Annotated in this window: 15 protein-coding genes; all 15 read right to left on the bottom strand. The window is 47.9% G+C overall.

The window, feature by feature from the left end; all coding sequences use genetic code 11:
- Window positions 1–45 precede the first annotated feature (45 nt).
- From B9D94_RS09870 to B9D94_RS09800, 15 genes are read right to left on the bottom strand one after another with little or no spacing between them, the layout of a single operon-like run.
- Window positions 46–2,115 (bottom strand): chemotaxis protein CheA, encoded by a 2,070-nt coding sequence (locus B9D94_RS09870; RefSeq protein WP_148246926.1) that lies wholly within the window; start codon window positions 2,113–2,115, stop codon window positions 46–48.
- Window positions 2,116–2,138: 23 nt separating this feature from the next.
- The gene (locus B9D94_RS09865; RefSeq protein WP_148246925.1) at window positions 2,139–3,473 is read right to left on the bottom strand and encodes a protein-glutamate methylesterase/protein-glutamine glutaminase; all 1,335 of its coding nucleotides are present in this window, start codon (window positions 3,471–3,473) and stop codon (window positions 2,139–2,141) included.
- Between the two features lie 37 nt (window positions 3,474–3,510).
- Entirely contained in the window at window positions 3,511–4,401 is an 891-nt protein-coding gene (locus B9D94_RS09860; protein ID WP_036642074.1) for a MinD/ParA family protein, read from the bottom strand.
- Window positions 4,398–5,837 (bottom strand): flagellar biosynthesis GTPase FlhF, encoded by a 1,440-nt coding sequence (gene flhF, locus B9D94_RS09855; RefSeq protein ID WP_148246924.1) that lies wholly within the window; start codon window positions 5,835–5,837, stop codon window positions 4,398–4,400. The genes B9D94_RS09860 and flhF overlap by 4 nt, the downstream gene beginning before the upstream one ends.
- Window positions 5,834–7,867, bottom strand: a complete 2,034-nt coding sequence (flhA, locus tag B9D94_RS09850) for a flagellar biosynthesis protein FlhA (RefSeq protein WP_006211311.1) — start codon at window positions 7,865–7,867, stop codon at window positions 5,834–5,836. The genes flhF and flhA overlap by 4 nt, the downstream gene beginning before the upstream one ends.
- Window positions 7,868–7,891: 24 nt before the next feature.
- Window positions 7,892–8,980, bottom strand: a complete 1,089-nt coding sequence (flhB, locus tag B9D94_RS09845) for a flagellar biosynthesis protein FlhB (RefSeq protein WP_036642441.1) — start codon at window positions 8,978–8,980, stop codon at window positions 7,892–7,894.
- Window positions 8,981–9,000: 20 nt separating this feature from the next.
- Window positions 9,001–9,789, bottom strand: coding sequence for a flagellar biosynthetic protein FliR (gene fliR / locus B9D94_RS09840; protein ID WP_006211313.1), 789 nt, complete (start codon window positions 9,787–9,789; stop codon window positions 9,001–9,003).
- An 11-nt stretch (window positions 9,790–9,800) separates the two neighbouring features.
- Window positions 9,801–10,070, bottom strand: coding sequence for a flagellar biosynthesis protein FliQ (fliQ, locus tag B9D94_RS09835; protein WP_006211314.1), 270 nt, complete (start codon window positions 10,068–10,070; stop codon window positions 9,801–9,803).
- 40 nt (window positions 10,071–10,110) lie between these two features.
- Entirely contained in the window at window positions 10,111–10,863 is a 753-nt protein-coding gene (gene fliP, locus B9D94_RS09830) for a flagellar type III secretion system pore protein FliP (RefSeq protein ID WP_006211315.1), read from the bottom strand.
- Entirely contained in the window at window positions 10,860–11,384 is a 525-nt protein-coding gene (locus B9D94_RS09825; protein ID WP_006211316.1) for a FliO/MopB family protein, read from the bottom strand. The genes fliP and B9D94_RS09825 overlap by 4 nt, the downstream gene beginning before the upstream one ends.
- Window positions 11,385–11,395: 11 nt before the next feature.
- The gene (locus tag B9D94_RS09820; RefSeq protein ID WP_006211317.1) at window positions 11,396–11,761 is read right to left on the bottom strand and encodes a response regulator; all 366 of its coding nucleotides are present in this window, start codon (window positions 11,759–11,761) and stop codon (window positions 11,396–11,398) included.
- Window positions 11,762–11,790: 29 nt separating this feature from the next.
- Window positions 11,791–13,050: a flagellar motor switch phosphatase FliY gene (gene fliY / locus B9D94_RS09815; protein ID WP_006211318.1), complete on the bottom strand. Its 1,260-nt coding sequence runs from the start codon at window positions 13,048–13,050 to the stop codon at window positions 11,791–11,793.
- Window positions 13,040–14,038: a flagellar motor switch protein FliM gene (gene fliM, locus B9D94_RS09810; protein WP_036642066.1), complete on the bottom strand. Its 999-nt coding sequence runs from the start codon at window positions 14,036–14,038 to the stop codon at window positions 13,040–13,042. Before fliM ends, fliY begins: the two co-directional genes overlap by 11 nt.
- Before the next feature lie 35 nt (window positions 14,039–14,073).
- Window positions 14,074–14,538, bottom strand: a complete 465-nt coding sequence (locus B9D94_RS09805; RefSeq protein ID WP_006211319.1) for a flagellar basal body-associated FliL family protein — start codon at window positions 14,536–14,538, stop codon at window positions 14,074–14,076.
- On the bottom strand, window positions 14,535–14,759 hold the full coding sequence (locus B9D94_RS09800; RefSeq protein ID WP_006211320.1) for a flagellar FlbD family protein: 225 nt from the start codon (window positions 14,757–14,759) through the stop codon (window positions 14,535–14,537). The genes B9D94_RS09805 and B9D94_RS09800 overlap by 4 nt, the downstream gene beginning before the upstream one ends.
- Window positions 14,760–14,764 lie beyond the last annotated feature (5 nt).

The following is a 14,764-nucleotide window of genomic DNA, read 5'->3' as shown; positions in this document are numbered from 1 at the left end:
GTCCTCCTTCAAAATGTGTGGCCTGCCGAGTTATATGACATCCCATTATTTGATAAATGCATTTGCATCAATGATGAGCGCGACTTGTCCATCTCCAAGGATGGTTGCGCCGGATATCCCTTGAATGGCGGGAAGATATTTGCCCAGATTTTTAATGACGATTTCGCTCTGACCGATAAAGTCATCAATGGTGAGTGCTGCCAGTCGGTCTCCTTTGCGGATCACCACAATTTCAGTTTCTTCTTCCAGCTCTTCATCAAAATCCGGAACTTCAAACAATCGGCTGAGCGAGATGACCGGAATCAGCGATTCACGGAACTGGATCATCCGGCTGCCGTGTACTTGCTTGATCTGCCCTCGTTTGATAATGGCCGTTTCAACTATTGAGGATAACGGAATCGCATATTTTTCGGATCCCATCCGAATCAGCATGGCGGCGATGATCGACAGCGTTAATGGAAGCTGCACGGAAAAATTAGTGCCTTTTCCTGGCGTCGAATAGATTGTGACGTTTCCGCCCAAGGCAACGATTTTGGATTTAACGACATCCAATCCTACCCCTCGGCCGGATACATCGGATATTTTCTCAGCCGTACTGAATCCTGGTGCGAACAGCAGCTGATTGACCTCATCATCCGACATGGACGCAGCTTCGGCTTCGGTGACAACCCCTTTTTTCAGCGCGTTCTTCAGAATGTTCTCCCGATAGATTCCGCGACCGTCATCCTCGATCTCGATGAAGACATTGTTGCCGCTATGGAATGCTCGCAGATGAACGGTACCGGTTTCCGGCTTGCCCGCCGCGATGCGGTCTGCTACAGGTTCGACACCATGGTCAGCCGAGTTGCGCAGCAAATGAACCAATGGATCTCCGATTTCATCAATGACCGTTCGATCCAGCTCCGTGTCGGCTCCCGTAATAATCAGGTCAATCTTCTTATCCAATGTTTTGGCAAGGTCGCGAACCATCCTTGGAAAACGGTTGAACACCGTATCTACGGGTACCATGCGAAGTTTCAGAACAATATTCTGCAAGTCGCTGCTGACTCGGCTCATATGCTCAACCGTATCCGTCAACTCCTGATTCTTCGATTCGATGGCCAGCTGTTCCAGCCGCACCCGGTCGATAAGGAGTTCGCTGAACAGGTTCATTAATACGTCCAGCCGCTCGATATCAACCCTTATCGTTCTGGACGGGTTGCCCCCCCCAGCATTTCGGGCGGATGCCTTGGACTCTTTGGCCGGAGACGGGGCACTCTTGGTTTCCGCTAGCTTTGTTGCCGCCGGAGCCGTCTCCGCATCTACGGATTTAACAGCTTCCGCTGTAGCGGCACTTTCCTGTACCATCTGCTGCAAGGTTTCATGATCCAGCGCAACAACGGAGGTTGTCTCAATCTCTGAAACGCCCAAAATCTGGCTTTCAATTTCTTCTGTATCTCTTTGCGTTATGTAATACAACGAAAATACGCGATCGAATTCACCCTGTTCAATCTCTTGAACATCCGGATAGGTCTTAACGATTTCCCCGGATCTTTCAAGCGTTTCGAATACCATATAGGCCCGAACCGCCTTGAGCTGGCAATCCTCTCGCAATGTCACTTGTATATAGAGAACCTTATGTCCTTCTGAAATCGACTGATCGAGAACGGAAAATTGAAACTCATCCAATTCAATCCCCTGCACAGCTGCTGCGGAATGGCTCTCATCAGCAATTCCACCGTTAGGCAATGCTCCTTCACCACGTACAATCGATTGCAAGGAAGCCACAATAGCGGATACGTCCGCCTTGCCGTCTCCGCCTTCTGTAATATCCTGCACCATTGATTCCAGGGCGTCCAAGCTTTTGAAGAGCGTGTCAAAGATAAAATCCTGCATTTTCAACTTTTCGTTCCGGACAAGATCCAGCACATTTTCCATCTGATGGGTGAGGGAAGCCAGATCTTCGTATCCCATCGTTGCCGCCATACCCTTCAACGTATGCGCTGATCGGAAAATAATCTGTACGATCCCGATATCGTCCGGGTTACTTTCTAATTGAAGCATGTTTTCATTTAATGATTGCAGATGATCATTTGACTCATCAATAAACATTGTCAAATATTGATTCATGTCCATTGAGAGACACCTCCTCCTCAAGTTCACTTTCCGTTATTTACAGCTCGAACCAATCTAGGTGCAATATCATGGAGTGGCAGTACATGGTTTACGCATCCAAGCTCAACAGCCGATCTCGGCATACCGTATACGACACAGGTTTGCTCACTCTCTGCAAAGGTGGAATTCACCCCCGTATCGTACAGTTTCTTCATCATTCTCGCTCCATCGCTCCCCATACCGGTCATCAGCACCGCATGACGCTTAACCATGGTGAGCGGCAGCAGAGATTCGAACAACACATCAACGGATGGACGATGACCATTGCGGGTTTCATCCTGACTTACCCTGATCTGGAACGCACCGCTTTCCGAGCGAAACACCCTCATGTGGCTGCCACCCGGGGCAATATAGGCTTTGCCGGGTTCCAGTACCATGCCTTGTTCTGCTTCCATCACCTCCAGCGGACTGAATGAATTCAGACGCTGCGCAAGCGACTTGGTAAAATTCGGCGGCATATGTTGAACGATGACAATCGGAGCGCAGAAGTCACCGGGAATTTGCTCGAGAAATGCTTTTAATGCCCTCGGACCGCCCGTTGAGCAGCCAACCGCAACCAGATCCGTCAGTTCGTTGGACGGCTGAAGCTTCACTTCGCGCGGTGGGTGAATCTCGTGTTCCGGCAGTGCTGCTGAAGAACTGTCCGCCACAGGTTTACGATCAACCTTTTTGCGTCTCGGTTTGGAAGCATCCGATGCCTCCGCACGTGCCGGTTTATCCTCCTCAGGGCGAGGAACCCGGGTTCGGGGCAGCTCCGCAAGCTTAACGCGCTCCTCGGCTCCGCCGATCGTTCGTCTCGTTTCCTTCATCTGCGGCTTCTTATTCAGCGTTTTGTCAGAAGGCTTTGGCGAAAGAGGAACCGATATGTCCGCACCCTGTCGTCTCTGCTCTTCTTCTTCCCACAATGCCCTCCGCTGTTTTGCCTGCATCGCCGCATTCAGTTGCTTCATTAATTCTGAACGCACCTGTTCAATGTCAAGCGCATTAGAAATGGAAGGCTTTCGTATAAAATCAAATGCACCCGCCTCAAGGGCAAGAATGGTTTCCCTCATGCCTTGCTCATTAATGCCGGATAGCATGATTACCGGACGAGGACCTGTCTCCATAATCAGCCTCAAAGCATCAAGCCCGTTCATTTCCGGCATTTCTACATCCAGCGTGATGACATCCGGATCCAATGCCTTTACTTTCTCAACGGCATCCCGCCCATTGTCGGCTGTTCCGACAACCTGAAAGGATGGGTCTCGTTCGATGAAATCGGAGAAGATTCTCCTCATAAATGCGGAATCGTCCACCACCAGCACACGAAAGGGCTTCATAGATGTCCACCTCAGTTTCCATTATTCCAAATAAGAATCATTTCGTACGTTTGAGCCAACGATGCATAAATCCTTTGATTCCCTTCGGAGCTTCAGGCTCCGTGGCAGCAGGAGCGGTCATGTAACGAAGTGCGATGCGCCTGATATCACTGGAGGCGTTGCATCGTGGATATGCTGCTGTAAAAGGGATCTGCCGCTTAACAGCCTGCACAACATGCGTGTCGTCTGCTATCGAACCAAGCAGCTTGATATCCAGATCCAGAAATCGCTGGGCAGTCAAAATGATTTTGCCCGCTGCTTCACGAGCCTCAATCTCATCCCCCGCCCGATTGACTATCAGGCTGAACGGAACCTTGGATTCCGTTCCGTGCACCACCTTGATCAGCGCGTAAGCATCGGTGATTGAAGTAGGTTCCGGCGTTGTTACGACGAGGCATTGATCCGCCGAGGTTATAAATTTCATATTTTCCTTCGACAATCCGGCTCCGGTATCAAAGATGATGTAATCCATCTCTGATGAAATACGCTCAATCTGGGAAATAAAATAATCCATTTCCTCTTCGGACAGCGAGAGCATGTCCGCAAGACCGGATCCGCCCGCTATGTAAGGAAGTTTGTTCGGCCCGTACTGAATCACTTCCTCGATGCTCTTCTCCCGGCGTATGAGATGATACAGACTATACCGCGAGCTGACACCCATCAGAACATCGATATTCGCCATCCCGATATCGGCATCAAACACCAATACTTTTTTGCCCATGGATTGCAAAGTCAGAGCGAAATTCAACGTGAAATTGGATTTTCCTACCCCGCCTTTACCACTGCTGACCGTAATAATCTTGGCGGTTCTTGTTGATGGTACCTTGGAGCTGTCCCCCGGCTGCTGGGCCGAAACGAGCTGTCTAAGCGAATGAGCCTGATCCGTCATGTACGAATCTCTCCCAGCAGGAGATTGCATAATCGTTCACTGTCGGCCATAAGCAGATCGTCCGGAACGTTTTGACCATTGGTCATATAAGACAATCGAAGGTCATGGGCATCGATGAGATTAAACATGGAACCATAACTTCCGGTTTCATCCATCTTCGTGAAGATCACCTTATCCAGTGCATATTTGTTGAAATGATCCGCAATTTCAATCATATCGCTGCTCTTGGAGGTCAAGCTGAGAACAAGATAGGTTTCGCTTTGATCGGAATGGGAGAACAGGCTCTGAAGCTCCGAGACGAGCAATTCATTCCGATAGTTACGGCCGGCTGTATCCATTAATATCAAATCGCAGTCCTGCAGCTTCTGAAGCGCACGCTGCATGTCCCCGGGAGATTGCACAACTTCCATCGGCACATTAAGAATCGATGCGTAAGTTCGGAGCTGTTCAACGGCAGAGATTCGATACGTATCCGAAGTAATGAAGCCAACCTTGCGCTGATGACGAAACAGCTGCTCCGCTGCAATCTTCGCAATCGTTGTAGTCTTGCCAACACCGGTCGGGCCGGCAATGTATACAATCCTGGTCTCAGGCTGCACGCCGCCGCCGATGCGTCCCTCAATGAACGCCGCCGCCTGCTTGTAGATCACATCCTGGAGCTCGGCATCACTTAACTGCATATGGTTCGCTGTCCATGCCTCTTCTGCAGCCATAAGCCACTCTTCCGTCAGCTTGGCCGAGAGATCCTGCTTCAGCAGCAGATCGCGTAAGGAATGCAGAGGTTCCGGGAGATGCTGCGCCTCGAGATTTTGCCTCGACAATCTCGCAATCCATTCTTTCATTTCCTTAAGCTCCTCAAGGACTCTTTGCTCCGATTCGCTTATACCGAGGCGGGAGCTTAAGGATTCCTTCTGCTCTGGGCGGGATGAATCAGTGCTCTGAACAGAGTCAGCGATTATCACCGTATCATCGTTTCGAACGCTCACCGGTGCAGCTGTCAGCTGCTGCCCCAAACTGTCCTCGCTCTTTGGCTGAGCGGCAATTTCCTGTGAAGCCGCAGCTTGGCTTAGCAATTCGGCGAAACGATTAGAGTCAGTCTGTTGTGATACAACGGAATCTACGGTCGTATTGCTCACCTGAAGAGATTCAGTCTGCGAACCGGATCTCGAAATTTCGGCTGTTCGCTGATAGGCCTTAGGTACAGCTGCTGTCGGTAGAGAATGCTTCATTTTGTATTCGGCCGGGGCAGAGCCTTTGGATTTCTCCGCCTGCTCTACCGCAGCGATAACCTCAATTTTCTTTCGGGTAAACATTCCCAGGAATCCGCCTACTTTTGTCTCTTTGGTGCTCAGTATGACGGCATCCGCACCCAAATCAGTGCGAATATGCTGCATCGCCTCAGGCATCGTGTCGACGATATACCTTTTTACTCTCATAAGTTCACCACTCCGACACTTTGAATTTCGACGTTTGGCTCGAGCTCACTGTAGGACAATACCGGGATATCCTGCATGCTGCGTTCAATGACCTGACGCAAATACATCCTTATGGCTGGAGATGTAAGCAGCACAGGCTGCTGTCCCATCTGGATGATCCGGTTCACCTGTTCACTGAGCTTCTGAAATACGCTCTGCGTTGATACCGGGTCCATCGCGAGATAACTCCCCTGGTCGCTTTGCTGAACGCTTTCGGCAATCTTCTTCTCCAGCTGAGGTCCAACCGTAATGACCCGCATGGCCTCGCCTTCCTGAGCGTACTGCTGAGTAATCTGCCGCGAGAGGGCCTGCCTTACATATTCAGTCAGAACATCAGGATCTTTGGAATAATGACCGTAATCCGCAAGGGTTTCGAGAATTGTGACCATGTCCCGGATTGAAATTTTCTCGCGAAGGAGTTTCGCCAATACTTTCTGCACCTCCCCAATCGTCAGAACGGAAGGAATGAGCTCGTCCACAAGCACCGGATAGCTTTCTCGGATGTTGTCCACCAGCGCCTTGGTTTCCTGGCGTCCAATCAGCTCATGGGCATGTCTCTTAATCAATTCGGTAAGGTGTGTTGCAACAACGGAAGGTGGATCCACTACGGTGTAGCCAGCGAGATCCGCCCGTTCTTTCATGGCCTCGTCTATCCAGAGTGCAGGCAGTCCAAATGCCGGTTCCGTTGTTTCGATTCCCGTCACAGAATCGTCTTCGTATCCAGGACTCATCGCGAGATAGTGATTTAATAATAATTCACCGCCGCCGACAGCATTCCCTTTTATTTTTATGACATATTCGTTCGGTTTTAGTTGAATATTGTCGCGAATTCGGATAACCGGCACCACAAGACCCAGCTCCAGTGCGCATTGTCTCCGAATCATAATGATTCGATCCAGTAAATCCCCGCCCTGCTGCGCATCGGCGAGCGGGATCAATCCATAACCGAATTCGAATTCGATCGGATCGACCTGAAGCAGGTTGATCACACTTTCCGGACTTCGAACTTCTTCGATCTGCTGTTCCTCCTCAAGCTGCTCCACTTCGACCTGCTTGCGGTCCAGATTGTTTTGCATCGTTCTGGCTGCAATAAACAATATAATGGCGATCGGAGCGGTTGTAATCAGATGAATCGGAGTGAAGAGCCCCAGAAACATCACGGTTCCCGCTACGATATATAGCAGATGTGGATAGGAGAAGAGCTGTCCTGTGAGATCCTCGGCCAAATTCCCTTCCGATGATGCTCTTGTTACAATCAGACCGGCTGCAGTCGAGATGAGAAGCGCCGGAATCTGACTGACCAGTCCATCCCCAATCGTCAGGATCGAGTAAGTACTCATCGCATCACCGAAGGACATGCCGTGAATCGAGATCCCGATGATAAAGCCACCAATCAGGTTGATCAGCATGATGACAATCGTTGCAATCGCATCACCTTTGACGAATTTGCTCGCACCATCCATGGCTCCGTAGAAATCCGCCTCGCGCTCGATTTTACTTCTTCGCTCCCTGGCTTGCTGCTCATTGATTAAACCTGCATTCAGATCCGCGTCAATGCTCATCTGTTTACCTGGCATCGCATCGAGTGTAAACCTTGCCGCAACCTCAGCCACCCGCTCCGAACCTTTGGTAATGACGATGAACTGTACAACGACGAGGATCAGGAAGACGATAAATCCAATCGCGATTTCGCCGTTTGCTATCCATTTACCGAATGTGGCAACAACTTCCCCTGCATTTGCTTCCGACAGAATCAGCTTGGTTGTCGAAATGTTCAGCGCTACTCGGAAGAGTGTCGTGATGAGCAATAAGGAAGGAAAAATCGAAAAGTCCAGTGCTTCCTTGGTATTCATGGCCACCAGCAGAATAATAAGCGCCAGCGAAATATTGATGATAAGCAGTACATCGAGCAGCCATATCGGGATCGGAAGAATCATCATGAGTACGATGCCAATGACACCCGCAAGGACAGATAGATCTTTTATTTTCACTGCACTGACGCCTCCGGTCCCTAGTTATTTCGCTTTACCTTTTAGTTTATATACATAGGCCAGCACTTCAGCTACGGCCTGGAACAGGTCTCCCGGAATCGAATCCCCGATTTCCGACCGTTGGTACAAAGCTCGTGCCAGCGGCTTATTTTCCATCGTTATAATTCCGTGTTCCTTCGCTATCTCTTTAATCCGCAAGGCCATGAAATCCTGGCCCTTCGCAATGATCTGCGGAGCTTCCATCATGGAACCGTCATACTTGATAGCCACTGCAAAGTGGGTCGGGTTCGTGATGATAACGTCGGCATTCGGAACTTCCTGCATCATCCGCTGAAGTGCCATCCGACGCTGGCGCTCCCTGATCTTTCCTTTAATGAGCGGATCGCCTTCCATTTTTTTGTACTCATCTTTAATATCTTGCTTGGACATTCGAATGTTTTTTTCATAATCATACCTTTGGTACATGTAATCCAGAACGGCCAGGATTATGAGGCCAATCGCAATCTTAAATCCCAGAGACATGGTGATATCCGCAACGAAATGAAATATGGCATCGGGACCCATGGTTGACAAGGAGGATAATCCCTCTCTGGCAGCCCATAAGGTGCTGTAAACCAGATAACCGATGATGGTCAATTTAATGACCGACTTCAAAAATTCAACCAAAGAACGCATGGAGAATATGTTTTTGAAGCCTTTGATTGGGTCTAATTTTTCAAACTTCATTTTCAGAGGCTCACCGGTCAACATAAATCCGACTTGCAAATAATTGGAGATCAGCGCAATCACAAAAATCGAAATAAATAATGGAGCCAGCAGAAGCAAGATTTGAATGCCATATTCTCCAAACAGCTGCATCACATTGTCTTTTGTAACGTCCATGGAGAGCCGATTAATATAGACATCGGTGAATAATCGAACGGTATGGTCTCTCATATAACCGCCGAAGATTAACAGGCAAAAAAAAGCCGCAAGCAAAACCGATGCACCCGATACCTCCATGCTCTTGGCAACTTGGCCTTTCTTACGCGTATCCTGACGTTTCTTCGGTGTCGCTTTCTCCGTCTTTTCGCCAGCGAACAATTGTAAGTCGACCGGATACCGGTATGACATCCGCTTCATCTCCATCCTCCTTATGTCGGCCCGTCGCCAACAACACCGAGCAGCTGCCGGAGCGCTTCAAACATTTTGGCAAACAGATGATCAAACAGTGATACAAGCATGGGCATGAGCAGCATCAACAGCACGAGTCCAACGATGATTTTGATAATGATGCCGATAACAAAAACATTGAACTGCGGAGCCGTTCTTGCCAGAAAGCCAAGTCCTACATCGGTCAGGAACAGGGCTGCTACCAGCGGAGCTGCCATTTGAAGTGCCAGCACAAAAGAGTGCGAGAACGTTCGAACGAGAAAATCCGTTACATTGCCGTCATGAATCTTTCCAAACACATCGCCTGTAATCGGAATCCAGTCATAACTGTACATGATGGCGTCGAGCAGATAATGGTGGCCGTTCATGCTTAAGAACACCAATAAAGCCAGATAGTACTTGAAGTTACCGATCAAAGGTGTTGAGGCACCTGTGAATGGATCAATGACATTCGCCATACTGAATCCGATCTGAATATCAATTAATGCCCCAGCTGTCTGAACAACGGCCATAATTAGATAAGCAGTAAAACCAAGAAGCAGTCCCACCAATACTTCCTGGACAATCAATATGACGTAGGACAGATCCTGCGGAACCACTTCGCCAAGCCCGAATGAAAAATAGACGATCAGGGCGATGATAGCCGAAAGGGCTATCTTGTACGAAGTAGGAACACTCCGAGAAGTAAACACAGGCGAAATTACAAAAAAAGATGTTATTCGACAAAAAATAAGCATAAAAACAGGTAAACTTTGCTGCAACCATTCCATGGACACTCAGCCTATCCGATATATTTGTAGAGATTGTCCAAAATACCGTGGGTAAAATCCACTAACGTCGTTAATATCCAAGGACCAAACAGCAATAATGATACGAGAACGATAACAATTTTCGGCACAAAAGCCAGCGTCTGTTCCTGGATTTGCGTTGTTGCTTGAAAAATACTGATGATAAGTCCGACAACAAGTGCGAGAACCATCATCGGTGCGCTCACCTGGAGCACAATATAGACCGCTTGTCCTGCCAGACCGATAATAAATTCAGAGCTCACGGCTTAGTCCCCCTGTATTCGAATTACTTGCCGCTTATTGCTATGGGTTAAAGCTCATCAGCATGGATTTAACCACCAGATACCAGCCGTCTACCAGAACAAAGAGCAAAATCTTGAATGGCAGCGAGATCATGACCGGCGGCAGCATCATCATCCCCATCGCCATCAGCACGCTGGCAACAACGATATCGATGACCAAAAAAGGGATAAATATCATAAAGCCCATTTGAAAGCCTGTCTTCAGCTCACTAATGGCAAATGCCGGTACCAAAACCGTTAATGGGATATCCTCGTAGGTTTCGGGCTTCTCCGCACCTGTGTAATTCATAAACAAAAGAAGATCCTTTTCCCGCGTATGGGAGAACATAAACTTCTTCATTGGATCCTGAGCCTTATCCAGTGCCTCCGTCTGGCTAATCTCACCTTTAAGATAAGGCTGCAGCGCAACGTCATTTATGGATGACAACGTCGGTGCCATAACAAATAAGGTAAGGAAGAGCGCCAGGCCGATCAACACTTGGTTCGGCGGGGTTTGCATGGTTCCGAGTGAAGTACGGACAAAACCAAGCACGATCACAATCCGTGTGAAACTTGTCATCAGAACCAGAATTGCTGGTGCAATACTAAGAATCGTGATCAGGAGTATCAAAGACAAGGAGCTTGTCCCCGGCGTGTCTCCTTCATTGCCGATTTGAATATCAATGTTCGGAATGGGATCCGCAAATGCCGTATGAGAAAACAAAAATCCAAACAATATAAAAATCGCGATAGTGTAAGAGATCTTTTTATTCATGAATCCTTATGATCCTCCCGCAGCAATTCTTCGACCTTTTCTTTCCGGTTCGGTACGCTGCGCAGCTTGGATTCAAACACTTCATGAAATGAAGATGTATCGTCCAATTCAATTTCTTCCGGTGGTTTTTCTTTACGGAGTTTTGCCGCCAGTTTCGAAATAAAAGGCGGCAGCGCCCCATTATGTATTCCAGAATCCTGTTCAAATGCTGCTAGGATAAGAGCAACCTCTGCTGGATCAGAAATTTTGTCCACCAACCGGACGTCTTCGCCAACTCCGATCACATAGATGCTGCCCCCAATCTCAACGATCTGAAGGGATTTGTTAGGGCCCATCCCAACCGCACCCAATGTGCGAATAGAACGGCCCTGCATCCAGCTCTGATTCTTTTTACTCAGAAAGCGAATCAGGAACACGATCAACGCAACGATGATGGCAAGAACGATAAAGACATAAAACAACTGTAAATAATACCCGGTAGTACTACTTGAGCTTAATCCATCAGAAGCTGCCATCATCATAAGAGATACCCTTATACGCCAAGCGTCTTATTGATGGCTTCAATTACTCTATCCGATTGGAACGGTTTAACGATAAAGTCTTTCGCTCCTGCCTGAATCGCATCGATCACCATTGCCTGCTGACCCATGGCGGAGCACATAATCACTTTTGCGTTCGCATCAACTTTTTTAATTTCTTTAAGTGCCGCGATACCATCCATTTCAGGCATCGTAATATCCATCGTGATCAGATCTGGACGGAGTTCTTTAAATTTCTCGATTGCTTGTGCACCGTCCTGTGCTTCCCCCACAACCTCGAATCCGTTCTTGACCAATATGTCACGGATCATCATTCTCATAAATGCAGCGTCGTCCACAATCAGAATTCGGTTAGCCATTGATAAAAATCCTCCCTAAAATGTTTGTGCTATTGTAATTTTTGAATCCGGTCCCATTGGCTTACGATATCCGTCACACGCACACCAAAGTTCTCATCGATAACGACGACCTCACCTTTGGCAATCAATTTATGATTGACAAGGATGTCTACAGGCTCACCGGCCAGCTTGTCCAGCTCGATAATCGAACCTTGCGACATTTCCAAGATATCCTTAATTTGCTTTTGAGTCCTTCCTAATTCTACGGTGACTTTAAGGGGAATGTCCATCAGTAAGTTCAGATTGTTTTCATCCACCTGGGTGTACGGTGCAGATTGCAGGTTAGCGAACTGCACAGGCTGCACATTTACATTACGATTTGGCATTCCGCCATACTGCTGTGGATGCCCTTGATAAGGCATCTGAGGCTGGCCATACGGCATGGATTGCGGAATGGGTCCTCCATGACCTTGTGCAGGCTGCTGGTAGCCTTGTCCATAATCATATCCATGCCCCGTTTCATTCGCATACCCTGGATCGACTGGTGATTGAGCCGGTTCCTGCGTGTTAACCGGTGCTTCCACTGTTGGTGCGGCTTCTTGCTTCGCAGGCTGAGGCTCTTCTGTTCCGTTGATAAGCATATGGACCATGTCCTTGGAAAAATGAACGGGAAGCAGCTGCATGATGGTTGAATCAATAAGTTCACCGATAATTAATCGGAATGAAATCTTAATCAGTGTTTCATCCTGCGGAAGGTTATTTACTCCTTCCCCATTCGCCATATCCAGAATGTCAATGCCCGGTGGAGATATATTGACAAACCGGTTGAAAATCGTCGACATGCTCGTTGCGGAAGACCCCATCATCTGGTTCATGGCTTCCTGAACGGCACTGATATGAATTTCGTTCAGTTCCTCTTCCACGGGGTTTCCTTCCCCGCCTAACATCAGGTCTGCAATGACTTGAGCATCGCGTGTTTTAATGACAAGGGAGTTAATCCCTTCGAATCCATCTACATAAGTAACATGTACTGCTACATGTGGCTTCGGAAATTCTTCTTCGAACTGGCTTCGTTTAATGATCGACACTTTAGGTGTCGTGATATCTACTTTTTTGCCCAGCAGGGTGGACAGAGCCGTTGCAGCACTGCCGAAGGTAATATTGCCTATCTCACCCAGTGCATCCTGCTCTAGAGGTGTTAATACATCATCGACAGTCGCCGCCGAAGGAATTGATGCTGGTGATGCCATTTCCGACTGTTTTAACAAAGCGTCGATTTCTTCCTGGGATAAATAATCTTTACTCGTCAAATTCTTCAGCTCCTTCGATGACAATTTCATCGATTTGTACAGCAACCCGATCTTTTATCGTTCCGGGACTGCCAATATACTTTAATTTGTCGCCAACCTTGATGGATAGTCCATCATGCATCGGTTTGTTCAATGAAATGACATCTCCGACACTCAGACCCAAAAATTCGGATACCGTCAGCTGTGACACGCCAAGCTCGGCAACAATGGAAAGCTGGGCTTTGCTTACACGCTGTTTGAGAGCATCCACTTCCTCCGGCACACTCGCCTTTTTCTCCGAGATGAACCATTGGTGCGCGGATAACTTCGACATAATCGGCTCCAGTACAACATGCGGAATACACAGATTAATCATTCCCGTGGTGTCGCCGATTTTGGTACTAAGCGATATCAGTGCAATGGTTTCGTTCGGAGAAACGATCTGCATAAACTGCGGGTTCGTTTCCAGCGCTTCAAGACGCGGCGATATGTCCAGCACCGTTTTCCATGCTTCTTGCAGGCTGTCAAATGCCCGGCTGAATATCCGCTCCATAATAATCGTTTCGATCTCGGTCATCGAGCTGATCGAAGACGGAGCAATTCCCGTTCCTCCCAGCAAGCGGTCCAACATCGCGTAGGCAATGTTCGGATGTACTTCGAGCACCATGCGGCCTACCAGAGGTTCTGCCTCAAATATATTAAGAACTGTCATTTTAGGTATAGAACGGATAAATTCATCATATGGTAGCTGTTCAACCTGTACCACATTGATTTGCACAAAAGTACGTAACTGCGCCGAGAAGTAGGTTGTTAAATATCGTGCAAAATTCTCGTGAATCCGGGTCAAACTTCGAATATGATCCTTCGAAAACCGGAGAGCCCTCTTAAAGTCATAAGAGCGAATCTTCTTCTGTGTTTCCTCTTTTTTCAGTTCTTCAGCATCCATTTCCCCTGAAGAGAGAGCGGCCAATAAGGCATCGATCTCATTCTGCGATAAAACATCAACCATCTACTCACCCCCTTACAGGTTGTCCGACGAACCGATTAGATTTCAACGATCATTACATCTGTCATTTCGATTTGAATTAAGCGCCCGGATGTTAACGACTTATTGATCAGATTCTGCAGCTTAGCGATAAACTGCTCTCGTCCCTTGGAATCGTTAAGCAATTCGGGTTTCGTGTCGACTAACGTCTTGATAATAATCGGTTTGATCTTGATTTCCTTGATTTTGTCGAATTCTTCCTTTGCTTTCTTGTCACTCAGCTGAAAAGCAAAGGCCATCTGAGCAATATATCCAGGATCAGCGATATTTGTCTTGATGCCGGTAATTTCCGATGTCATCTTCACGATCTCATCAGCCGACATTTTCGACAGGGCAGATCCGTTCCCGGAGGCAGTATCCTTTTCGTTATCTCCAACCAGCTTGTTCGACAACAAGAATATCGCCAGAACAATCAACGTGATGGACAACAGAATCGTAATTAACCAGGGGAGCATCTTTTTCATGAAGGTTCCTCCAATTGCTGCACTTTAATGGTGGCTTGGTGAATGCCTACCTCGTGATGGTACGCTTTAATGGAAGAGATGATTTCATTTGCACTTTCAAGCACAATCATTCGCTTTCCATTAATTAATGTAATGTAGGTGTCCGGAGTCTCCTCAACCATTTCTATCAACAGAGCGTTAAGCCACAACTGCGAACCGTTTAACCTCGTTACCGATATCATGGACA

It is taken from the genome of Paenibacillus sp. Cedars, from assembly GCF_003184205.1.
GTDB classification, from domain to species: domain Bacteria; phylum Bacillota; class Bacilli; order Paenibacillales; family Paenibacillaceae; genus Paenibacillus_AQ; species Paenibacillus_AQ glucanolyticus.
The sequence above is the reverse complement of the archived record's forward strand: the minus strand, read 5'-3'. Positions and strand labels throughout refer to the sequence as shown.

Excerpts from the sequence above, each read along its gene's own strand:
- B9D94_RS09870 (WP_148246926.1), bottom strand. The coding sequence starts at position 2,115 with ATGGACATGAATCAATATTTGACAATGTTTATTGATGAGTCAAATGAT.
- B9D94_RS09865 (WP_148246925.1), bottom strand. The coding sequence starts at position 3,473 with ATGAAGCCCTTTCGTGTGCTGGTGGTGGACGATTCCGCATTTATGAGG.
- B9D94_RS09860 (WP_036642074.1), bottom strand. The coding sequence starts at position 4,401 with ATGACGGATCAGGCTCATTCGCTTAGACAGCTCGTTTCGGCCCAGCAG.
- flhF (WP_148246924.1), bottom strand. The coding sequence starts at position 5,837 with ATGAGAGTAAAAAGGTATATCGTCGACACGATGCCTGAGGCGATGCAG.
- flhB (WP_036642441.1), bottom strand. The coding sequence starts at position 8,980 with ATGTCATACCGGTATCCGGTCGACTTACAATTGTTCGCTGGCGAAAAG.
- fliR (WP_006211313.1), bottom strand. The coding sequence starts at position 9,789 with ATGGAATGGTTGCAGCAAAGTTTACCTGTTTTTATGCTTATTTTTTGT.
- fliP (WP_006211315.1), bottom strand. The coding sequence starts at position 10,863 with ATGAATAAAAAGATCTCTTACACTATCGCGATTTTTATATTGTTTGGA.
- B9D94_RS09825 (WP_006211316.1), bottom strand. The coding sequence starts at position 11,384 with ATGATGATGGCAGCTTCTGATGGATTAAGCTCAAGTAGTACTACCGGG.
- B9D94_RS09820 (WP_006211317.1), bottom strand. The coding sequence starts at position 11,761 with ATGGCTAACCGAATTCTGATTGTGGACGACGCTGCATTTATGAGAATG.
- fliM (WP_036642066.1), bottom strand. The coding sequence starts at position 14,038 with ATGGTTGATGTTTTATCGCAGAATGAGATCGATGCCTTATTGGCCGCT.
- B9D94_RS09805 (WP_006211319.1), bottom strand. The coding sequence starts at position 14,538 with ATGAAAAAGATGCTCCCCTGGTTAATTACGATTCTGTTGTCCATCACG.
- B9D94_RS09800 (WP_006211320.1), bottom strand. The coding sequence starts at position 14,759 with ATGATATCGGTAACGAGGTTAAACGGTTCGCAGTTGTGGCTTAACGCT.